The sequence below is a fragment of the Sphingomonas mucosissima genome (assembly GCF_002197665.1).
In the GTDB taxonomy this organism is placed as follows: Bacteria; Pseudomonadota; Alphaproteobacteria; order Sphingomonadales; family Sphingomonadaceae; genus Sphingomonas; species Sphingomonas mucosissima.
The window spans coordinates 77,080-98,600 of record NZ_NBBJ01000001.1; the positions used below are offsets into that span (position 1 = coordinate 77,080).

Genomic DNA, 21,521 nt, shown 5'->3' on the forward strand with positions numbered 1-21,521 from the left:
TGCGACGAACCGCCTCACCAAATGGTTAATGGCTAATCCAGGGTAACTGCTATGTTATCGATCAGCCGCGTCTGACCCATCTTGGCGGCGGCGAGCAAGCGCCGCGGGCGATCGGGGGCTGGCTCCTCCGCCAGGGTTTCGGCGTCCACTAAGGCGACATAGTCCACGGCGAACCCAGCGGCGACCAGGCTGTTTTGCGCCTCGGCGATGACGTCGGCCGGCAGGGTGCCGCGCGCAATGGCGCGGGCGGCGACACCCAGTGCGCGGGGCAGGGCAACTGCTTTCGTGCGCTCTTCTTCATCGAGGTAGATGTTGCGCGATGAAAGGGCGAGACCGTCGTCGTCGCGCTGGGTCGGCACGCCCACGATCTCGATCGGGAAGTTCAGATCGGCCACCAGCCGACGGATCACCTGCAACTGCTGGTAATCCTTTTCGCCAAAATAGGCGGCATCCGGACCGACCTGGTTGAACAATTTGGCGACAACGGTGGCCACACCGTCGAAATGGCCGGGGCGCGCCGCGCCATCCAGCCCCTCGGTCACGCCGCTGACGCTGATGTTGGTCGCATAGCCTTCCGGATACATGACCTCGACCGGCGGCAGCCAAAGGAGATCGCAGCCGGCCTCTACCAGCATGCGCGAATCCGCGGCCTCCCGGCGGGGATAGCGGGCCAGATCCTCGTTGGGGCCGAACTGCTTGGGATTGACGAAGATGGAGGCGACCACCTTTGTGCCCGGGCGCTTGGCAGCTTCCACCAGCGCGATGTGCCCGGCGTGGAGCGCGCCCATGGTGGGCACAAAGGCGACGCGCGCGCCATCGGCGCGAAACGCTGCCACGGCCGCGCGCAGGTCGCTCAAATCACGGACGGTCTGCACGCGGGCGAAACTCCACTCGAAACGTAACCGGCGGGCATCTATGGGGATCGATGCACGCGATCAACAAAGGATGCGATGATTTGCCGACCGGTCCCGACAATACCCATGTGATCGTCTTCGCCAATGAAAAGGGCGGAACGGGCAAGTCGACAACGGCGGTACACGTCGCGATTGCGCTCGCCGTACGGGGCGCCCGCGTTGCTTGCCTTGATCTCGATCATCGGCAGCGGACGATGGGGCGATACCTGGACAATCGTACCGAATCGGTACGGCGCACCGGTTCTGACCTGGCGATTCCGCGCTATCGGACCGCCCATGAGGATTTCGAGCAAGCCTATCAGGAGATGCTGGACGGCGCCGATTTCCTGGTGATCGACACGCCTGGGCGCGATGATCCCTATGCCCGCGCAGCCGCCACCCGCGCTGATACGCTGGTCACGCCGATGAACGACAGCTTCGTCGATTTCGACCTGATCGGGCAGGTGCACCCCGAAACCTTCAAGGTGACGCGCCCGAGCTTTTATTCCGAGCTGATCTGGGATGCGCGCAAGGCCCGCGCCAAGGCCGATGGCTCGACGATCGATTGGGTCGTGCTGCGCAACCGCCTGCAACATATCGAGGCGCGCAACATGCGGCGCGTGTCCGATGCGCTTGATCAATTGTCGAAGCGGGTCGGCTTTCGTGTCATCCCGGGGCTTGGCGAGCGCGTGATCTATCGCGAATTGTTTCCCTCCGGCCTGACGATGCTGGATGCCAAGGAGTTCGGCGCGATGGGTCTGGGCCATGTCGCGGCGCGGCAGGAATTGCGCGAGATGATGGCGGGGCTGTCGCTGCCCGAGCCCGCACTGCCGAACGTCGCGTGATCTTTACGGCATGATCTTCAAGCTGCTGATCGCCCTGCTGGTCGCCTACGCCGGCTGGCGTGTGTGGAAGCATGGGCTTGGCCCGGCCAAGCCGCGGCAACGCGCGGTTGTGCAGGAGCCGCGCGATGCCGCGGCCGCCCGGCGCGTGCTGGGCATCGACCGGGCGGCGGATGCGGCAACGATTCGCGCGGCGCACCGGCGGCTGATGGCGGAGGCGCATCCTGACCGGGGTGGTTCGGCAGAGGAAGCGCGCGCACTGAACGCGGCGCGTGACCTGTTGCTGGGGCGGGCGGAGTAAGCGCCGGGATGAGACCCGGCGCTCCTTGCGAGATTGAGGAGAATCAGGCCGCGGTCGGATCCTGCCGGTCACGATCCTGATAGAAACGCTGAACGACCGCCCAGCCTTCCGCAGCGCTTTCGACATAGGTGAAGATGCCGAGATCCCGCTCTGAGATCACACCTTCCTCGACCAGCGCCTCGAAGTTCACCACCTTTTCCCAGAATTCGCGCCCGAACAGCAGCACGGGCATCGGCTTCACCTTGCCGGTCTGGATCAGCGTCAGCAGTTCGAACAATTCGTCAAAGGTGCCGAACCCGCCCGGAAAAGCGGCAAGGGCACGGGCGCGTAGCAGGAAGTGCATCTTGCGCAGCGCGAAATAGTGGAACTGCATCGATAGCGACGGCGTCACATAAGGATTGGGCGCCTGTTCGTGCGGCAGCACGATGTTGAGGCCGATCGATTCGGCGTGAACATCGGCCGCGCCCCGGTTCGCCGCTTCCATGATCGACGGCCCGCCGCCCGAGCACACGACGAAGTGGCGCTTGCCCTGCTCGTCACGCGGGAAGTTGCTGGCGAGGCGGGCGAGTTCGCGCGCCATGTCGTAATATTTGGACTTCGCGACCAGCCGCTCGGCGATGTGCCGATGCTCCGGATCGGCCATTTCCAGCATCGCTTCGGCCTTGGCCGGCTCCGGGATGCGGGCCGAGCCATACATCACGAAGGTGGAGCCGATATGGGCTTCTTCGAGCAGCAGTTCCGGCTTCAGCAGCTCGAGCTGGAAGCGGATCGGACGCAGATCCTCGCGCAGCAGGAAGTCCATATCCTGAAAGGCGAGGCGATAAGCCGGATTTTCGGTTTGCGGAGTGGAGATGCCGGTCTTGGCCGATTCGGCATCCTGGCGCGCACGAGGAAAGGTGCGGCTGGGTACGCGTGTTTCTGTCATTTCAAGGGGCCCTAGAGGAGTTTCGCCAACGGATCGATCCGCTTTTTGTTCATGGGCGGCCGGCCACGGCCTGCCCGCGTCTCGCTCCGTGACGGACTGGCGCTCAGCGGCAGAACCCGGCGCGATCATCCTCGAGGTGGAAGTGGTTGCGATGCGCGCTGTTGTATTCGGGGCCAAGCACGGTGCCGAAGCGCTTGCAGGCCGATGCGTGGATCACCCGCATGAAGCGCCGCACATCCGGATCGGGAGAGTCCCAGTCACCGAGCACGGTGAGCCGCCGACCATCCTTGAGCAGAAAGCCGCCGATATCGATGGCATTGGCGAGGGAATGGCCTGAACGGCGCGCGCTGCCGGCGACATTGCGGCAACTGTAGCTGCCCATGCTCTCCACCTTGGCGAGTTCGCTGCCCAGGATCTGGTATGCGGCAGGGGCGACGGCATTGCGCGCCCATTGCGCATAGGTGCGCGCCTGGCCGCAGCGGATCGCGCCCAGGTTCGTGGTCGGCACGCCAATGTCCAGCAGCTTCACCGTGCCGACGATGCCGCATCCCGGGCCAAAGGTGCGATCGGGCAGCGGCTCGTAGGCGACACCCAGCGTCCGCAGGTCGCGGTGACATTGCGCCGTCTCACGTGCGGACGGCCCATCGATCACGCGAGCCGGCACGCGCGAATCAGGGCGCGCCGGCGGTTCGGATCGGCCGCACGACGCCAGCATCGTTGCCGTCGCCAACAAAAAAATCGAACGCACGATCTACCCCGCCTGCGCCGATCGAGAATGGCGCCTCCTCCATTTTCGCATACTTTATCAGAAAGAAAGCGGCTGCAGCAGCCGGCGGGGCGAACGGAGCACCTGGAGGGGCGAGCCGATCCACGGGCACCGGCGGGCGGTTGCCACGTTACCTTGCCGACACTAGAGCCGTCGGCGGGCCACGCGGTCCCAACGCCGCGCGCGCTCTCTGTAAGGAGAGACAGATATGACTGACACGACGCTCGCCGACGCCACCAATGCGCCTGCGAAACCCGCCACCAAACCGGCGCGACCTTATTTTTCCTCTGGACCCTGCGCCAAGCCGCCGGGCTGGGATGCCGCCAAGCTGGCCGATGCCACGCTCGGCCGGTCGCACCGCTCGAAGATCGGCAAGCAGCGTCTCCAATATTGCATCGACCTGATGCGCGAGCTGCTGAAGCTCCCCGATACGCACCGCATCGGCATCGTTCCCGGGTCCGACACCGGCGCTTTCGAAATGGCGATGTGGACAATGCTGGGCGCCCGCCCGGTCACCGCGCTGGCCTGGGAAAGTTTCGGCGAAGGCTGGGTGACGGACGCCGTCAAGCAGCTGAAGATCGACCCCACGGTTATCCGCGCCGACTACGGCGAACTGCCGGATCTGGCGCAGGTCGATTGGTCGAACGACGTGCTGTTCACCTGGAACGGCACCACCAGCGGCGTGCGCGTGCCGAACGGCGACTGGATCGCCGACGATCGCGAGGGGCTGTCGTTCGCCGACGCGACCAGCGGCGTGTTCGCCTACGACCTGCCGTGGGACAAGATCGATGTCGCCACCTTCTCGTGGCAGAAGGTGCTGGGCGGCGAAGGCGCACATGGCGTGCTGATCCTCGGCCCGCGCGCGGTCGAGCGGCTGGAGAGCTACACGCCGGCGTGGCCGCTGCCCAAGGTTTTCCGCCTCGTTTCCAAGGGCAAGCTCGCTGAGGGCGTGTTCAAGGGCGAGACGATCAACACGCCGTCGATGCTGGCGGTGGAAGACGCGATCTTCTCCCTCGAATGGGCGAAGTCGCTTGGCGAGAACGGCCTAATCGCGCGCTCGGATGCGAATGCCAGGGCGCTGGACGAGATCGTCCAGACGCGCGACTGGTTGGGTCACCTCGCGACCGACCCTGCATCGCGCTCGACCACCAGCGTCTGCCTGACGGTCGACGCCGAGGAAGCGGTGATCAAGAAGATGGTCTCGCTGCTCGAGGCTGAGGGCGCCGCCTATGACATCGGCGGCTATCGCGATGCCCCTCCGGGCTTGCGCATCTGGTGCGGCGCCACGGTCGACACCGCGGATATCCTTGCGCTCGGTCCCTGGCTCGATTGGGCCTACGCGGCCGCCAAGGCCGCCTGACTCATCGTCATTCCCGCGAAGGCGGGAATCCATATGCTCCAGGTCGTCCACAAGAGCCGCTCGGACAGCGGTTATCGACCCCGCCTTCGCGGGGATGACGGCCGTATCTAGGATACGAACATGCCTAAGGTACTGATTTCCGACAAAATGGATCCCAAGGCGGCGCAGATCTTCCGCGAGCGCGGCGTCGAAGTGGACGAGATCACCGGCAAGACGCCGGATGAGCTGAAGGCGATCATCGGTGAATATGACGGCCTGGCGATCCGCAGCTCCACCAAGGTGACCAAGGACATCCTCGAGCACGCGACGAACCTGAAAGTCGTCGGGCGCGCTGGCATCGGCGTCGACAATGTCGATATCCCCGCCGCATCGGCGAAGGGCGTGGTCGTGATGAACACCCCGTTCGGCAACTCGATCACCACGGCCGAGCACGCCATCGCGCTGATGTTCGCGCTGGCGCGAGACCTTCCCGAGGCCGACAAGTCGACCCAGGCGGGCAAGTGGGAAAAGAACCGCTTCATGGGTGTCGAAGTGACCGGCAAGACGCTGGGCCTGATCGGCGCGGGCAACATCGGCTCGATCGTCGCCGACCGCGCGCTTGGCCTGAAGATGAAGGTGGCGGCGTTCGATCCGTTCCTCACCGAGGAACGCGCGCTCGAGCTGGGCGTGCAGAAGGTGACGCTGGACGAGCTGCTCGCCCGCGCGGACTTCATCACGCTGCACACGCCGCTGACCGACCAGACCCGCAACATCCTGTCGGCCGAGAACCTTGCCAAGACCAAGAAGGGCGTTCGCATCATCAACTGCGCGCGTGGCGGCCTGATCGACGAGGCGGCGCTGAAGGAAGGCCTCGACAGTGGCCATATTGGCGGGGCGGCGCTCGACGTGTTCGTCACCGAGCCGGCGAAGGAAAGCCCGCTGTTTGGCACGCCGAACTTCATCTCCACCCCGCACCTCGGCGCGTCGACCACCGAAGCGCAGGTGAACGTCGCGATCCAGGTCGCCGAGCAGATGGCGGACTACCTCGTCTCGGGCGGCGTCACCAACGCGCTCAACATGCCGAGCCTCACGGCAGAGGAAGCGCCCAAGCTGAAGCCCTATATGGGCCTCGCTGAAAAGCTTGGTAGCCTCGTCGGCCAGCTGGCGCATGGCGCAATCGATCGCATCTCGATCCACAGCGAAGGCGCCGCGGCGGAGCTCAACCCGAAGCCGCTGACCAGCGCGGTGCTGAAAGGCTTCCTCGGCACACAGACCGACACGGTCAACATGGTCAACGCGCCCGTCCTGGCGCGCGACCGGGGGGTCGAAGTGCGCGAAATCCGCACCGAGCGTGAGGGCGATTACCATACGCTGCTGCGCGTCTCCGTGCGCACGGCGGATGGTGAGCGGTCGGTCGTCGGCACGCTATTCGGCGATGCCGCGCCGCGCCTGGTTGAGCTGTTCGGGATCAAGGTCGAAGCCGATCTGACGGGCGCGATGCTCTACGTCGTCAACGAGGACGCGCCCGGCTTCATCGGTCGCCTCGGCACAACCCTCGGCGAAGCGGGCGTCAACATCGGCACCTTCCACCTCGGCCGCCGCCAGGCTGGCGGGGAAGCGGTGCTGCTGCTTTCAGTCGACGAGCAGGTGACCCCGGAACTGCTCGCCACCGTCAAGGCGCTGCCGGGCGTGAAGACCGCGATGGGCCTGAAGTTCTGAACGCACGCGGCAAGCGGCTCTCCCCCGGGGAGGGCCGCTTGCTACCGGCAATGGCACTCGCGCAGTTCAGGCGCCCGAAAAGACGTTATCCGCTTTACCAACGCCGAGGTGATCGGCAACGAGGCCGGCGTGTTGACGATCATTGAATCAAAGTTTGTGGCCGGCGCCTTGCTCGCCGATCTTCCTGTCCGCCCCATCGCGGAGGTGCCGGCGTGACCACGCTTCTTCCCGAGGGGTTCCGCGATCGCTTGCCACCGCATGCCGATGCCGCGGCTGCGGTGGAATCGCGCGTGCTCGGCGTTGCTCGTTCCTATGGTTATGAGCGCGTCGACCCGCCGCTGGCCGAATTTGCCGAAGGGCTTGCCTCGCGGCTGAAGGACGGCGGGCTTTCCGATGCGGTCCGCTTTGTCGATCCGGTGAGCCAGCGCACGATGGCGATCCGCCCGGATATCACGGCGCAGGTCGCCCGCATTGCCGCCACGCGCATGGCGCATCACCCGCGCCCCGTTCGGCTGAGTTACGCCGGCTCGGTGCTCAAGCTGCGTGGCGGTGCGCTGCAGCCGGAGCGTGAAGCACGGCAGATCGGGTGCGAGCTGATCGGGCTCGATACCGTCGCCGCGGCTCGCGAGCTGGTCACGGTGGCGGTGGAAGCGCTGTCGGCGGCGGGCGCCACGGGCGTGTCGGTCGATTTTACCTTGCCCGACCTGGTGGACACGCTGGCGGCAGGGCCGTTGCCGGTCGAGGATGCCGAGCATCTGCGCGATCGGCTCGATGCCAAGGACGCTGGGGCCGTGGCCGAGCTTGCCCCGGCGTATCTACCGCTGATCGAGGCGGCGGGGCCGTTCGCAGCGGCAATCCAAAGGTTGCGCGATTTCGATACCAGCAAGGTGCTTGCGTCGCGCTTCGACGGGCTGGAAGCGATCGCCGCTGCCCTAGGGGATCGCGCGACGCTGACGCTCGATCCGACCGAGCGGCACGGCTTTGAATATCAGACCTGGCTCGGTTTCTCGCTGTTCGCCAAAGGGGCGACCCGCGAAGTTGGACGCGGCGGCACCTACACGCTGATGCACGAGAATGGAGCAGAGGAAGCGGCAACCGGCTTCTCGCTCTTCGCAGCGTCAATCGCGAGTGACGCAGTTGCCGAGCGCCGCCGCCTGTTCCTGCCGGTCGGCACCCCCGAGGCGGCGGGCGCTGCCATGCGCCAGGCTGGGTGGGTGACGGTTGCGGCGCTCGAGGCGGGTGATACGCCGGAGAAGCAATTATGTACGCACCTGTTCGTCGATGGCGAGGCGCGGCCGCTCTAGGCATCGTCCGCAATTGACAGTCACCACCGCGCCCCGCTAACCGCGCGGCGCATTTCTGGACCCTCCTTGCCGCCGAGTCCTGTCGAAGGGCGGCCAGGATCACCCCGGCAGGGGGAGTTGTGTATCCATGGCAAATGTAGCGGTGATCGGCGCCCAATGGGGTGACGAGGGCAAGGGCAAGATTGTCGACTGGCTGGCCGAGCGCGCAGACATGGTCGTGCGCTTCCAGGGTGGCCACAATGCCGGCCATACGCTGGTCGTCGGCGACCAGGTCTACAAGCTGTCGTTGCTGCCGTCCGGCATCGTGCGCGGCACCCCGTCGGTGATCGGCAACGGCGTGGTGCTCGATCCCTGGGCACTGCGGGCGGAGGTGGAAAAGCTGTCCGCACAGGGCGTGAAGGTGACGCCTGACACTTTGCGCATCGCCGAGACCTGCACGCTGATCCTGCCCTTTCACCGGGATCTCGACGGCTTGCGTGAAGATGCGAGCGGCGCGGGCAAGATCGGCACCACGCGGCGCGGCATCGGCCCGGCGTATGAGGACAAGGTGGGGCGCCGCGCGCTCCGCGTGTGTGACCTCGCGCATCTCGACGATCTCGATCCGCAGCTCGATCGCCTCACCGCGCATCACGACGCATTGCGCGCCGGCTTTGGCGAACCGCCGATCGACCGCGAGCGGTTGGTCGCGGACTTGCGCGAAATCTCCGATTTTGTCCTGTCCTTTGCCAAGCCGGTCTGGCGTGACCTGAATGAAGCGCGCGCGCGCGGCCGCCGCATCCTGTTCGAAGGCGCGCAGGGCGTGCTGCTCGACATCGATCACGGCACCTATCCGTTCGTCACTTCGTCCAACACGATCGCCGGCACCGCTGCTGGTGGCTCCGGGCTCGGGCCGAGCGCGGTTGGCTTCGTGCTGGGGATCGCCAAGGCGTACACCACGCGCGTCGGCTCCGGCCCATTCCCGACCGAGCTCGAGGACGAAACGGGCGAGCGGCTCGGCGTGCGTGGGCATGAATTCGGCACCGTCACGGGACGCAAGCGCCGCTGCGGCTGGTTCGACGCGGTGCTGGTGCGCCAGTCCGCCGCGGTCAGCGGCATCACTGGCATCGCGCTGACCAAGCTGGACGTGCTCGACGGGTTCGAGACGATCTCGATCTGCACCGGCTACCAGCTGCGCGGCGAAACGCTCGACTACTTCCCGTCGCATGCCGCCGATCAAGCCGCGGTCGAGCCGATTTACGAGACGATGGAGGGCTGGTCCCAGTCGACCGCCGGCGCGCGTAGCTGGGCCGATCTGCCGGCGCAGGCAATCAAGTACATCCGGCGCGTCGAGGAACTGATCAACTGCCCCGTCGCGCTCGTCTCCACCAGCCCGGAGCGTGAAGACACGATCCTCGTGCGCGATCCGTTCGCCGATTAAGGCAATGCCGACCCTCCCCGTGTCAGCGGGGAGGGTGGCTTGCTTCAACGCCGCTTTCCTCTACGTCTTCCGCCAAACACGCGGGAGAGAGACATGGCCAAGATAGTCCGGATCGGCGGCGCTGGCGGGTTCCTGGGGGATAGTTCGGTCGCGGCGCCGCAACTGCTGGCGGCCGGCAATCTCGATTACATGATCCTCGACTATCTCGCCGAAGCGACCATGGCGCCGCTCGGTCAGCTGAAGCAGGTCCGCCCCGACCAGGGCTATGCGCGCGACTTCACCGAATGGGTGTGGAAGGACAATCTGCACGCGTTCAAGGGGCAGGGCGTGCGCGTCGTGACGAACGCTGGCGGCGTGAACCCGGAAGCCTGCCGTGCCCGCATGGAAAAGATCGCGGCAGAGGCTGGCCTGTCCTTTCGCATTGCGATCGTGACCGGCGATGACTTGATCGAGCGCGTGCCCGACTTCGCCTCAGCCGGCGTGGTCGAGATGTTCAGCGACGCCCCCTTTCCCGATCCCAAGAAGGTGTGGACCGCCAACGCCTATCTCGGCGGCGGCCCGATCGCGGCGGCGCTGGCTGCGGGTGCCGAGGTCGTCATCACCGGCCGCGTGGTGGACAGCGCTCTGACGCTCGGGCCGCTTATGCATGAATTCGGCTGGAGCGCCGACGATCATGATCAGCTGTCCGCGGGATCGCTCGCGGGGCATGTCATCGAATGCGGCGCGCAGGCGACCGGCGGTCTCTTCACCGATTGGGAGAAGGTGCCGGATTGGGCGCACATCGGCTATCCGATCATCGAATGCCACGCCGACGGCGATTTCGTCGTCACCAAGCCGGAAGGGACCGGCGGGCTCGTCTCGCCCGCCGCCGTATCCGAACAGATCCTGTATGAGGTCGGCGATCCGCAGGCTTATGCCCTGCCCGACGTGGTATGCGATTTCTCGCAGCTTAGCGTGACGCAGGACGGCGAGGGTCGGGTGCGCGTGTCGAACGCAAAGGGCTATCCGCCCACCGGCAAGCTCAAGACCTGCGTCACCTTCGAAAATGGCCACCGCTTCATCGGGATCATGCCGGTGGTCGGCCGCGATGCGGCCAAGAAGGCGCAGGCGCAGGCCGACGCGGTGCTCACCCGCGTTGGCGAGATGCTGCGCGGGCGCAACTTGCCGCCACTTCGCGACACGCGGGTCGAGCTGCTGGGCACGGAGGCGAGCTATGGCGCGCAGGCCAACCCGGCGCTTGCCGCGACGCGCGAGGTGATCGCGCGGATCGGCGCGGAGCATGAGGACGCCGAGGCGCTCGGCATCATGATGCGCGAATTCGAATCGCCGACCACGTCGATGAGCGTCGGATCGACGGGCTGGTTTGGTGCGCGGCCCACGATCTCGCCGGTGTCGCAAGTCTTCTCGCTCCTGGTCGATGGCGCGTCCGTATCGGCGAAGGTGTCACTTGGCGGTGAGACGATCACCGTCGCCAATCCAGCGCCCGCGAGCCCGTTTGACGAAGCGATGATCGTTCGGCCTGATCCCGCAGAAGAGCCCGCGATTGAAGACGATCTGGTCGAAGTGCCGCTGATCGAGATCGCGTGGGCACGTTCGGGCGACAAGGGGAATGCCTTCAACGTCGGCGTGATCGCGCGTCGGCCGGAGTTCCTGCCGTGGATTCGCGCCGGGCTGACCGAGGAAGCGGTGAAGGCGTTCTTCGCGCACGAGTTCCAGGGCGCCAGCCACCCGGAGGTGCGCCGTTACGAGCTGCCCGGCATGAACGCGATCAATCTCCACTGCATCCAGTCGCTCGGCGGCGGCCAGTTCGCCAGCCTTCGGCTCGATGCGCTGGCGAAGGGCAAGGCGCAGCAATTGCTGGATATGAAGGTGAAGGTACCGCAGCGGCTTGTGGGGTGAGCCGACACGGCCGTTACGCTTCGGCGGGCCGGATCTAACCCAGGCTTCTTGCTGAGCGCGTGGCAGATGGCCGCGTCGCCCAAGGCGGGCATGATAGAGGCAGACACCGCCGCGGCGGCTATCCGCCTCCCAGCGCCCGCTGCCGGCGGCGCTGCACCGAACTGCCGATCCCCAGCGCCTCGCGATATTTCGCAACGGTGCGCCGCGCGATGTCGAAGCCTTTGGCGTTGAGCAGTTCGACCAGCGTATCGTCGCTCAGCACCTTGGCGCCTTCGTTGGCGATCAGGCTCTTGATCGCGCTCTTCACGGCCTCTGCCGACACGGCATCGCCGCCGTCCGCCGCTTGAATGGCCGAGGTGAAGAAGTACTTCAGTTCAAAGAGCCCGCGCGCGCAGCTGAGGTATTTGTTCGACGTCACCCGGCTGACCGTCGATTCATGCATCTCAATGGCATCGGCGACCTGGCGCAAGGTCAGCGGTCGCAGATGCGAGACGCCGTTGAGAAAGAACGCCTCTTGCTGACGCACGATCTCGGTGGTGACGCGAATGATCGTCTTCTGCCGCTGATCGAGCGCCTTCACCAGCCAGTTGGCGCTCGCCAGCATGTCGCCGAGCCACGCCTTCGACGCCTTGTCCTGCGCCCCAGAGGCGAGCTCTGCATGATAGCGCCGGTCGACCAGCACGCGGGGTAGGGTTGAGCTGTCCAGCTCGACGATCCAGCCGGCGCTTGTTCGGCGCACGTGAAGGTCCGGGGACACGGCCTGCATCGGCTCACCGCCATATCGGCAGCCCGGCTTCGGATCGTAGTTGCGTAGCTCGCGGATCATGTCCGCCATGTCCTCGTCATCGACCTGGCAGATGCGCTTGAGCCGGGCGAGATCGCCGCGCGCGACGAGATCGAGATGGTCGATCAATCGCGCCATGGCGGGATCGTACCGATCCGCTTCCTCGGCTTGCAGCGCGATACATTCCGCCAGGTCGCGCGCGCCGACGCCGGTCGGATCAAAGGTCTGGATGACGGAAAGGATCCGCTCGACTTGCGCCAGCGGCACCCCGAGCCTGGTGGCGACGTCGAGCAAATTGGCGGTGAGGTACCCCGTCTCGTCTATAAGATCGATGAGGTGCTGCGCGACGAACAAGTCCGCGCCCGCCAACACCTCGCCTGCTTGCTGGAGAAGGTGATCCGCCAGCGATAGGCTCGCCGCGGCGAAGGCATCAATATCGGGCGCTTCGGACCCGGGTGCACCCGCGGCGCCGTTCAGACCGAGTCCGTCGCCGGCATTGCTGATGCTGTCGGACGGGCTGTCATCGAACCGCTCGGCGGTGATGTCGACGTCCAGCGTCTCGCCGGCCGCCTCTCCGGCGAGGACGAGTTCATCGGCCGGGGCGGGCTCGTCTCGTAGCGGATCGGGTACGCGCTCGGCGACCGGCGCGTCGTCGCTCGGCGCCACGGTTTCGAGCAGGGGGTTCTTTTCCAGTTCCTCCGCGATGACGCCCTCGATTTCGAGGTTCGACAGCGTCAGCAGCTTGATCGCCTGCTGCAACTGCGGCGTCATCACCAGCGATTGCGACTGGCGCAGATCAAGGCGCGGGGCCAGGCTCATGCCACCAGCATGCTCGCAGACGCAGCGAGGCTGCCCCTACACCCTATCACGCCAGGTGCATCGGGGCTGATGCCACTTCCTACCGGCATGACGCGGATAGCGTTCATCCCCATCAGCTCAGAGCGAGAACTCTTCGCCCAGGTACAGCCGCCGGACGTTGGGATCGGCCACCAGGTCGGCCGGCGCACCGGAGAACAGCACGCGGCCATCGTAAATGATGTAGCCGCGATCAACGATGTCGAGCGTTTCGCGCACATTGTGGTCGGTGATCAGCACGCCGATGCCGCGCTGCTTCAACTGTTTCACCAGCGCGCGGATGTCCGCGATGGACAGCGGATCGATGCCGGCAAAAGGCTCGTCAAGCAGGATGATCGACGGATCGGCCGCCAAGGCGCGAGCGATTTCGGCACGGCGCCGCTCGCCGCCCGAAAGGGCCATCGCCGGTGCATCGCGCAGCCGCGTGAGGCCGAATTCCTCCAGCAACGTATCCAGTTTGCGCTGCCGGGCGGCCGCATTGGGCTCCGCCAGTTCGAGCACCGTCAGGATGTTCTTCTCGATCGTGAGGCCGCGGAAGATCGACGTTTCCTGCGGCAGATAACCCAGGCCCAGGATCGCCCGGCGATACATCGGCAGGCCGGTGATATCCTCGCCATCCAGCATGATACGGCCGGCATCGGGCTTCACCAGGCCCATCACAGAATAGAAGCAGGTCGTCTTGCCGGCGCCGTTCGGCCCGAGCAGCCCGACCACTTCACCGCGCCCCACGGAAACCGATACGTCGCTTAGAACGACTCGCTTGTCGTAGGACTTAGCGATGGAGACGACCTGAAGGCCGCTCGAGATCGGCGCTTCGTGGATCGGCTCCGCCGGGGAGAGGGTGGTGATATTGTCCATCGTTCGTCTGCACCCTTGCGCTCACGCCGGCCGGCGGACCTAACCCGTGCCGACTTGGCAGGATTCATGCATGAGGTTGCGTCGTGACGGAAGCCCTCTTGCGATCAGTTGCGGTTCGGAACGGAGAACGTGCCGGTCACGCGACCCGACGGCGCCGTCGTCACATTGCCTGCGCCTGTTCCGCCGCCGCGAACCGACGAACCGTCGATCACGGCGCGGCCGGTATCGAGATTAATCGTCAGACGTCCGCCGTTCACCGTGTTCGAACCCTGGGTCAGACTGACCGCACCGACCATGGTGATGATTCGCCGATTGACATCGTAGACCGCATATTGGCTCCGCGCCGTTTGGTCGGGACGCCGCACCACGACGCCGCCAGCGGCATCGAGGCGCGAGACCTGCGGATTACCGCCGACGACCTGACCGGTGTAATTAACCGTCACGCGCGCCGCGTTCAGCGACATTTCCGCCTGGCGCACCGCCACATTGCCGGAAAGCACCGCGCGATTGGCGCGATCCTGCAACTCGATCGTGTCCGCGCCGAAATCAATCGGCGCGTTGGTGTTGTGGCGCGTCTGTGCGATCGCACTGGACGCGAACAGAAGGGCGAGAAGGGCCGCTCGTTTCATGGCGCGCTATCTCGCCCCTCGCGGGTTCACGCGCAAGCGGGCATTGCCACGCAACGTTACCGTTCGGGCTTCCAGATCCGCATCAAGCCGGTCGGCGCTGAAATTCCCCTGGGACACCGTTCCTGTGACACCATCGCGCGAGGCCAGGGTCCGGGTCTTCAAGTCGACCGTCGCATCCTGCGTATCGAGGGTGTAATTGTTCGGCCCGCGAAAGGCGATCGGCCCGTCCACCTTCACCCGCTCGCTTTCCATGTCGTAGCGTCCGGTCGGCGCGGTCAGCGTGGCTGGCCCGTCCTCAAGCCGGATTTGCGCCGCCAACCGGTTGATCTCCACCACCGGTTCCGCTGAGCTGCGCTGCACGGCGGAGCCGGCGTTAAGGGCAAAGGGCTGCCCCTTTGCGTCGGATCCGCGATATTGCGCGCGCTGGATCTTCAAACGTTCTTTCGCGACTTCGACCTTGTTCTTGTCGAGCACGAACGAAACGTCGCCGGCCGTCGTCAGTGGCGCCATGACCAGGAACGCTGCGAGCACGCCGATCAGCACCGGCAGCAGCCAGTACATGGTCCTGATGATCTTGTCGTGCCGGCTCCCGGGGGCTGCCCAGCGCTGACGCCGCGTGCGGTCCCGGATCGCGATGTCAGACATAAGCGCGCGTCCCCGCGGTAAACCTTTGCGCCAGAGCGGCGCTTACAAAACGCTGTGCGCAGCAATAGTTTCGTGCTCCCGCCGCGCGACCCGCCGGCGCCCGCGCGCCGGAGCGCCGCACGAGAGAGCCGAAACCTCCCTCACACATGCGCGAAAATATCGGCCTCCGGCCAGCCGGCCAGATCCAGTTCGGCACGGTGCGGCAGAAAGTCGAAGCACGCCTGAGCAAGCGCCGTCCGTCCCTCACGCGCCAGCCGGCGATCAAGCTCCTCCCGGAGGCGATGCAGATATCGAACGTCGGACGCCGCATATTCGCGCTGCGCCTCGCTGAGTTCCGGCCCGCCCCAATCGGAAGATTGCTGCTGCTTAGAGATATCCTGGCCCAGCAACTCCCGCACCAGCTCCTTCAGCCCGTGCCGGTCGGTATAGGTGCGCACCAGGCGTGACGCGATCTTGGTGCAATAAACAGGCGCCGCGACGATGCCCATGTAATGACGGATTGCGGCGATATCGAAGCGGCCGAAATGATAAAGCTTCAACCGTGCAGGGTCGGCCAGCGCGGCCCGCAGGTTGGGCGCTGCATAGCTGGAGCCGGGATTGAAGCGGACGAGGTGTTCGTCGCCAAGCCCGTCCGAAATCTGCACCAGGCAAAGCCGGTCGCGCGGGGTGATCAGGCCCATGGTCTCGGTGTCCACCGCCAGCGGTGCACCCGGCGCGAACACATCACCGGGGAGATCTTCTTCGTGAAAATAAACGCTCATGATCACGCCGTAGCGCGCGCGTGCTCCGGGCTCAACAACCGGCGAAGAAGCGCGGCTGTGATGAACTTTTGCGCGATAAGCTGTGCTTTCAACGCGACAGTTACGCAATGATCGGTCCGCGATACTTGCTTTTGGCGACGAATCTGTTCGCAGGCGGCGCGTTGTTGCGCTATGGCGTGTCCAGTGGCGCATCAGCTTCCGCGTCACGAAGCCCTGCGTCGGCCGTCCATCGCGTGGGTCTTGAAACTGATTTGCGGGCGGAGCGGGAAGACGAACAGGGTTTATGGGTTACGAAAAAGGTGGCCGCGGCAATCGTGGCGGACGCGGGCGCGACAAGCGTGACGGCTTTGGTGGCGACGACTTCGGCGGCGGCGGCGGCGGTGATTTCGGCGGCGGCGGCTTCGGCGGTGGTGGCTTCGGCGGTGGTGATCGCGGCGGCTTCGGTGGCGGCGGATTCCGCAGCGGCGGTGGCGGCTTCGGCGGTGGCGGCGGCTTCGGCGGCGGCGGCGGCGGTGGTGGTTTCCGCGGCGGCGGCGGCGGCGGTGGTGGCTTCGGCGGTGGAAATCGCATGCCCCCACAAGTCGTTGGCGAAGGCACCGGCGTTGTAAAGTTCTTCAATGGCCAAAAGGGCTTCGGCTTCATCGTTCGCGATGACGGCGGCGAGGACGTGTTTGTGCACATCTCGGCCGTGGAGCAGGCGGGCCTCTCGGGTCTGGCAGAAGGCCAGCCGCTCGGCTTCACCCTGGTTGATCGCGGCGGCCGCATCTCGGCGACCGAGCTGAAGATCGACGGCGAGCCGATGGAAGTGACCGATCGTGCTCCGCCGCCGCGCGAAGGCGGCTTTGGCGGTGATCGCGGTCCGCGCGGCGCAGGTGCCGGCGCTGGTGCAGGCGGGACTCAGCGTCAGCTGACCGGCGAGAAGGCAACCGGGACGGTTAAGTTCTTCAACGCAATGAAGGGCTTCGGCTTCATTCAGCGCGACGATGGTCAGCCTGACGCGTTTGTTCACATCTCGGCCGTTGAGCGTGCCGGCATGTCGAGCCTCAATGAAGGCGACCGTCTGTCCTTCGAGATCGAGGTCGATCGCCGTGGCAAGTACGCGGCAGTGAACCTGTCTTCGTCCAGCTGATTACCCCCGCTTCGTAAATAGGAGAGGGAAGGGCCGTCCGGGGCAACCGGGCGGCCCATTTCGTTTGTCACGACCGCACGCGGCGCAAGAGACGTGGCTCTGCGTTTGCCCTGACGTTTCGCAGGGGGCCGCAAAGTCCGCGGCTGTAAGCGCTGGCGCCCCGCCATGACGGGCTCGCCATCCTCTGGAGAACGCGAGGACCGCTGGTCGGGCCGATCACCGTCTTCGGCAGAGCATTCCAAAACGCCTCCGTTACTGGCAAGGACCGGCTCGCCCCCGTCGGGCGCAACCCACTCGAAAGGCAAACCCTTGCGCGTCCTCCTTCCGCTGCTTCTGTCTGCCGCCGTTCCCGCGCTTGCCACCGCCCAGGCGCTCGCCGCGGCGCCCCGTGGCGCAGTTCCCGCCGGCGATGCCGCGGCGGAGGGCGCCAAGCTGCGCCAGATCTTCGATGGCAGCGACGAAGCAAGGCTGCGTCGGAACCCGGTGGAGGCGATTTTTCGCGGCGATCTCCGCTATGCCGATCGCCTGGGCGATTACCTGACGCCCGCTTATGAGAAGGCCGAGCAGCAAGCGCTGGTGGACGATCTTAAAGCGCTGACGCGCGTGGATCGTGCCCGCCTCTCGCCCGTCGGCCGGATTGCTTACGATGTGTTCAAATCGGATCGCGAGCGCGATCTTCGGGGCTATGCCCCGGCGCTGCTGCGGATCAGCGAGGTTTTGCCGATCAACCACTTCGGCGGGTTGCAGACCTTCTACCCCGAATTTGCCTCCAGCCAGGGCGCGGCACCGTTCAAGACGGTGCTCGACTATGACAACAATCTGAAGCGCAACATCCAATACGCTGCGGTCGTCGATCGAATGATCGCCCGCGCCCGGACCGGCATGAAGCGCGGCATCATGCCGCCGAAACTGGTGGTGCAGAACGTCATCGGGCAACTCGATCACATCCTGGCCGGCGCACCGGAAGCATCATTGTTCTACGAGCCCGTCACGAAGTTTCCCGATGCGGTTGGTGCGGCGGACCGGACGCGCTTGACCAAGGCCTATGCGCAGCAGGTACGCGAGGTGCTGAACCCGGCACATCGGCGCCTGCGTGACTTCCTCCAGAACGAGTATTTGCCGCGCGCGCGCGATACGGTGGGGCTGTCGGCCGTTCCGGGCGGCGGCGCTTGGTACGAGTATCTCATCGAGAACAGCACTACCCTGCCGCTAAAGGCCGACGCCGTGCATCAGCTCGGCCTGTCCGAGGTGGCGCGCATCTTGGCCGAGATGGAGGCGCAGAAGACGCGCGCCGGGTTCACTGGCACGTTGCCCGCCTTCTTCAAGCACCTGCGCACCGATCCACGCTTTCAGCCCAAGTCTGCCGAGGAGATTGCGGCGGGCTATGCCGCGATCGGCAAGAAGGTGGATGCGCGCGTACGCGAGCAGTTCAGCCTGATCCCCAAGACGCCGCTGGAGATCCGGCCGGTCCCCGCCTTCCGGGAGAAGACTGCGGCTGCCGGCTCGTATCAATCGGGCACACCCGATGGCTCGCGTCCGGGCGTGTTCTATTACAACACCTATGACCTTCCGAACCGGTATCTCTGGGGGATGGAGACGCTGTATCTCCACGAAGCGGTGCCGGGGCATCACTTCCAGATCAGCCTGGCGCAGGAAAATGCCAGCTTGCCCGCCTTTATGCGCTTCGGCGGGAATACCGCCTTTGCCGAGGGTTGGGGGCTGTACGCCGAGACGCTGTATCCCGAGCTGGGCGTCGAGACGGATCCTTATCAGCGCATGGGCGGCCTGAATGACGAGATGCTGCGCGCGATGCGGCTGGTGGTCGACACCGGCATCCACGCCAAGGGCTGGAGCCGTGATCAGGCCATTCGCTACATGCTCGACAATTCGCCGATGCCGGAAACGGACGCCGTGGCGGAGGTGGAGCGCTACATCGCGATCCCCGGGCAGGCGCTTGCGTACAAGATCGGGCAGCTCACCATTCTCCGGCTGAAGGCAGAGGCGAAGCGCACGCTCGGCAGCCGCTTCGATCCGCGCTCCTTCCACGCCACCGTTCTCGATACGGGCGCGTTGCCGATGCCGGTGCTGGAGCAAAAGGTCGCGGATTGGATCGCCAGCCAGCGATAAGCCGCGATGTTTCCGCTCTTTCGCGCGATCCTTGCGGGCGCAACCTTGCGTGATCGTCTGGTCGCGAGCGCTGGCGGGGTGGCGGGCATCGGCATCACGGCGGCGGCGAGCTTTCTCCTGCTGAAGACCGCCGCGCCGCTGCCGATGATCGTGGCACCGATGGGGGCTTCCGCAGTGCTCATCTTCGCGGTGCCTGCCAGCCCGCTGGCACAGCCGTGGCCCGTGATCGGCGGCAACATCATTTCCGCCCTGGTCGGCATCACCGTTGCGCGGCTCGTGCCGGACGTGGCGCTAGCCGCCGGGGTGGCCGTCGGCGCTGCAATCCTGGTCATGTCGCTGCTGCGCTGCCTGCATCCGCCTGGCGGCGCAGCGGCGCTCACCGCCGTGATCGGCGGGGCCGAGATCGCGTCCGCGGGCTATATGTTCGCCTTGGTCCCGGTCGGCATCAACGCCATCCTGCTCGCGATGGCCGGGCTGCTGTTTCACCGCTTCTCTGGTCATTCCTATCCGCATCGCGCCGACGCGCTGCCCAAGCAGGCCGATCGTGTGCCGGAGCCCCATCCCGAGGACCTCGATCGTGCGCTTGCCGATTTGGGCGAGACATTCGACATCAGCCGCGAAGATCTGGCGCTGCTTGTCGCCCGGGTTTCGCACCATGCGAAAGTCCGGGCGGGTCGACGAGGGCGAGTCGGCGCGAAGTAGGCACACGACGCTGCGTTCAACAGCGCGTGTGTTTACATTGCATCCGCCCGAGCATGTGAGCGTGCCACAATCTGGAGGCGCCCGCTTCTAATTGCCCCATCACAGGCCAACCGCCTGATCGGAAGCAGGCGCTGGGACATGTGTCGCAGCATCTTCCCTCTAAGTTATGCTACGACCTGGGCGATTTCCGGCCGGTCGAAGCTTCGGGCAGCATTCAAACAACCAACGGCCAAGGTTCATTTGGCAAAAGGCGGGGACGGTTGGTAGAGGAAGGTGGTGCCGCTTACAGGAGGCTTCCCCCACCGACTAAGAACCACGCATTTCTGCCGTTTTCCGTCTAGCCCACGCTCGGCGCTGTCCTGCCATATTGTACCTCACGACTGCGTGACGCAAGCCCAATGAGGGGCTCCTATCTCAGAGATCGGCACATGTACGGGACAGTGCTTGATTTTGGGCCAATCCACGGCACGTTGAGAGCCGACGACGCAACAGGGATGATCGATGGCGCACGTATTTATCTCCTACGTTATGCAGAACGCGAAGTTAGCATCGTGGATCGCTCACCAACTCCGAGCGAACGGACTTGACCCGTGGTTTTCCAAAGACCCTGGGCGCATCGTGCCAGGTGACGAGTGGAAGCGGGTGCTTCGCGAAGCCATCCAGGAGGGCGGGTACTATTTGCCAATTTTCACCCGTGAATGGGCCGAACGCGGTCGCAGTGTTGCCAATCAGGAATTGATGCTTGCGGCCGAGGAAGCCAGGATGCGGCCGCCTGGTCGTCGCTGGATCGTGCCCGTTAAGGCCGACAACGAACCGCTACCTGACATCGAGATTGGCGGAGGCAGACAGCTCAGCGACATCCAATATGCCGACATCCCGCAATTCGGCTGGGAGCGCGGCCTCGGGGTTCTTCTGAAAGCGATGGGCGTCGAAAACCCGATTATCGATAAGGGCGAGCCGATAGCGCCCGGTTTCGGCGGAAATGCACGGGTGATTGGAGGTTTTGTCACTTATCGCAATCTTAGTGTGCCCGTTCCGGAAATGGAGGGAACAAGCTTCACAGTAACGGGCGGATATATTGCCCGGTCCGATAAGGGCGCCCTTGTCGCCAACTTCAAACTCCGTGCGCCGTTTGAAGGGCTTCACGAGCTGAATGCGGACCTGGGACTGGATAGCATAGACGTCGCATCCGACGATCAGACTATATCGACTGATCCGGACCGTCCCACTACTTTCAGCTTCGTGGACGAAAAAGATCGGCGCGAAGCGGGTATGCCGCTATGGATGATGGGCGCTCAAGGACCAGTAACCACGGACGTGGATATAGACCAGGTTAGCGGTTACGAAGCCACCGGGTATCTAAATCAAGACGATCAAGTGGTGGGAACCTTTAACGGCTTCGTTGAGACGGATAGCGTCTTGGGGAAGCTGCGCGTGACATTCGACGGCGACTTCATGTTGCAGATTAAGGATACGGTTGCGCCGTTCGTAACACCGTAACCTAAGGGGGGGCATGCGGGGCCGCTGGTAAACTGCGCGACTAGAAGGCCCCGCTATGTCAAACTCGACACGGTGCGGCCAGAAAGTCCCTCAAATCCGCCACTCCTGCCCCATAGTCCCACAACG

Annotated in this window: 19 protein-coding genes; 11 read left to right on the forward strand and 8 right to left on the reverse strand. The window is 65.1% G+C overall.

The window, feature by feature from the left end; all coding sequences use genetic code 11:
• Positions 1-32 precede the first annotated feature (32 nt).
• Positions 33-875 (reverse strand): pantoate--beta-alanine ligase, encoded by an 843-nt coding sequence (gene panC / locus SPMU_RS00390; protein ID WP_088330833.1) that lies wholly within the window; start codon positions 873-875, stop codon positions 33-35.
• A gap of 80 nt (positions 876-955) precedes the next feature.
• On the opposite strand from panC, the gene SPMU_RS00395 reads away from it, so the two are divergent.
• Both SPMU_RS00395 and SPMU_RS00400 read left to right on the forward strand, forming a co-directional pair.
• Positions 956-1,738, forward strand: a complete 783-nt coding sequence (locus SPMU_RS00395) for a division plane positioning ATPase MipZ (RefSeq protein WP_088333061.1) — start codon at positions 956-958, stop codon at positions 1,736-1,738.
• Between the two features lie 10 nt (positions 1,739-1,748).
• A complete protein-coding gene (locus tag SPMU_RS00400; protein ID WP_088330835.1) occupies positions 1,749-2,036 on the forward strand; it encodes a DnaJ domain-containing protein in 288 nt (95 codons plus the stop codon).
• 43 nt (positions 2,037-2,079) lie between these two features.
• On the opposite strand, the gene SPMU_RS00405 is transcribed toward SPMU_RS00400, so the two are convergent.
• Positions 2,080-2,961: an LOG family protein gene (locus SPMU_RS00405; protein ID WP_088330837.1), complete on the reverse strand. Its 882-nt coding sequence runs from the start codon at positions 2,959-2,961 to the stop codon at positions 2,080-2,082.
• Between the two features lie 103 nt (positions 2,962-3,064).
• Positions 3,065-3,712 (reverse strand): extensin family protein, encoded by a 648-nt coding sequence (locus SPMU_RS00410; protein ID WP_245832835.1) that lies wholly within the window; start codon positions 3,710-3,712, stop codon positions 3,065-3,067.
• A 223-nt stretch (positions 3,713-3,935) separates the two neighbouring features.
• Between SPMU_RS00410 and SPMU_RS00415 the strand changes: the two genes are divergently transcribed.
• The 5 genes from SPMU_RS00415 (at position 3,936) to SPMU_RS00435 (ending at position 11,405) form a co-directional block, all read left to right on the forward strand.
• Positions 3,936-5,087 carry a phosphoserine transaminase gene (locus SPMU_RS00415; RefSeq protein WP_088330848.1) on the forward strand — a complete coding sequence of 384 codons (1,152 nt, stop codon included), beginning with the start codon at positions 3,936-3,938 and terminating at the stop codon, positions 5,085-5,087.
• A gap of 120 nt (positions 5,088-5,207) precedes the next feature.
• Entirely contained in the window at positions 5,208-6,785 is a 1,578-nt protein-coding gene (serA, locus tag SPMU_RS00420) for a phosphoglycerate dehydrogenase (protein WP_088330850.1), read from the forward strand.
• A 212-nt stretch (positions 6,786-6,997) separates the two neighbouring features.
• A complete protein-coding gene (locus SPMU_RS00425; protein WP_088330852.1) occupies positions 6,998-8,089 on the forward strand; it encodes an ATP phosphoribosyltransferase regulatory subunit in 1,092 nt (363 codons plus the stop codon).
• Positions 8,090-8,216: 127 nt separating this feature from the next.
• Positions 8,217-9,506: an adenylosuccinate synthase gene (locus tag SPMU_RS00430; RefSeq protein ID WP_088330855.1), complete on the forward strand. Its 1,290-nt coding sequence runs from the start codon at positions 8,217-8,219 to the stop codon at positions 9,504-9,506.
• Between the two features lie 93 nt (positions 9,507-9,599).
• Positions 9,600-11,405 (forward strand): acyclic terpene utilization AtuA family protein, encoded by a 1,806-nt coding sequence (locus SPMU_RS00435; protein WP_088330857.1) that lies wholly within the window; start codon positions 9,600-9,602, stop codon positions 11,403-11,405.
• Between the two features lie 118 nt (positions 11,406-11,523).
• Here SPMU_RS00435 and rpoN read toward each other — a convergent pair whose 3' ends face one another.
• From rpoN to SPMU_RS00460, 5 genes are all read right to left on the reverse strand, one after another.
• Complete coding sequence (rpoN, locus tag SPMU_RS00440; protein ID WP_088330859.1) at positions 11,524-13,008, reverse strand: RNA polymerase factor sigma-54; 1,485 nt, start codon at positions 13,006-13,008, stop codon at positions 11,524-11,526.
• A gap of 117 nt (positions 13,009-13,125) precedes the next feature.
• Positions 13,126-13,902 (reverse strand): LPS export ABC transporter ATP-binding protein, encoded by a 777-nt coding sequence (lptB, locus tag SPMU_RS00445; RefSeq protein ID WP_088330862.1) that lies wholly within the window; start codon positions 13,900-13,902, stop codon positions 13,126-13,128.
• A 104-nt stretch (positions 13,903-14,006) separates the two neighbouring features.
• Positions 14,007-14,531 (reverse strand): LptA/OstA family protein, encoded by a 525-nt coding sequence (locus SPMU_RS00450; protein WP_088330865.1) that lies wholly within the window; start codon positions 14,529-14,531, stop codon positions 14,007-14,009.
• 6 nt (positions 14,532-14,537) lie between these two features.
• Positions 14,538-15,176, reverse strand: coding sequence for an LPS export ABC transporter periplasmic protein LptC (gene lptC, locus SPMU_RS00455; RefSeq protein WP_088330867.1), 639 nt, complete (start codon positions 15,174-15,176; stop codon positions 14,538-14,540).
• Positions 15,177-15,316: 140 nt separating this feature from the next.
• Positions 15,317-15,937 carry a ribonuclease D gene (locus SPMU_RS00460; protein ID WP_088330869.1) on the reverse strand — a complete coding sequence of 207 codons (621 nt, stop codon included), beginning with the start codon at positions 15,935-15,937 and terminating at the stop codon, positions 15,317-15,319.
• 283 nt (positions 15,938-16,220) lie between these two features.
• Between SPMU_RS00460 and SPMU_RS17355 the strand changes: the two genes are divergently transcribed.
• The 4 genes from SPMU_RS17355 (at position 16,221) to SPMU_RS00480 (ending at position 21,395) form a co-directional block, all read left to right on the forward strand.
• Complete coding sequence (locus SPMU_RS17355; RefSeq protein WP_088330871.1) at positions 16,221-17,066, forward strand: cold-shock protein; 846 nt, start codon at positions 16,221-16,223, stop codon at positions 17,064-17,066.
• Positions 17,067-17,375: 309 nt separating this feature from the next.
• A complete protein-coding gene (locus SPMU_RS00470) occupies positions 17,376-19,193 on the forward strand; it encodes a DUF885 domain-containing protein (RefSeq protein ID WP_245832638.1) in 1,818 nt (605 codons plus the stop codon).
• Positions 19,194-19,199: 6 nt separating this feature from the next.
• Positions 19,200-19,895 (forward strand): HPP family protein, encoded by a 696-nt coding sequence (locus tag SPMU_RS00475; protein WP_088330875.1) that lies wholly within the window; start codon positions 19,200-19,202, stop codon positions 19,893-19,895.
• Positions 19,896-20,396: 501 nt separating this feature from the next.
• Complete coding sequence (locus SPMU_RS00480) at positions 20,397-21,395, forward strand: toll/interleukin-1 receptor domain-containing protein (protein ID WP_088330878.1); 999 nt, start codon at positions 20,397-20,399, stop codon at positions 21,393-21,395.
• Positions 21,396-21,521 lie beyond the last annotated feature (126 nt).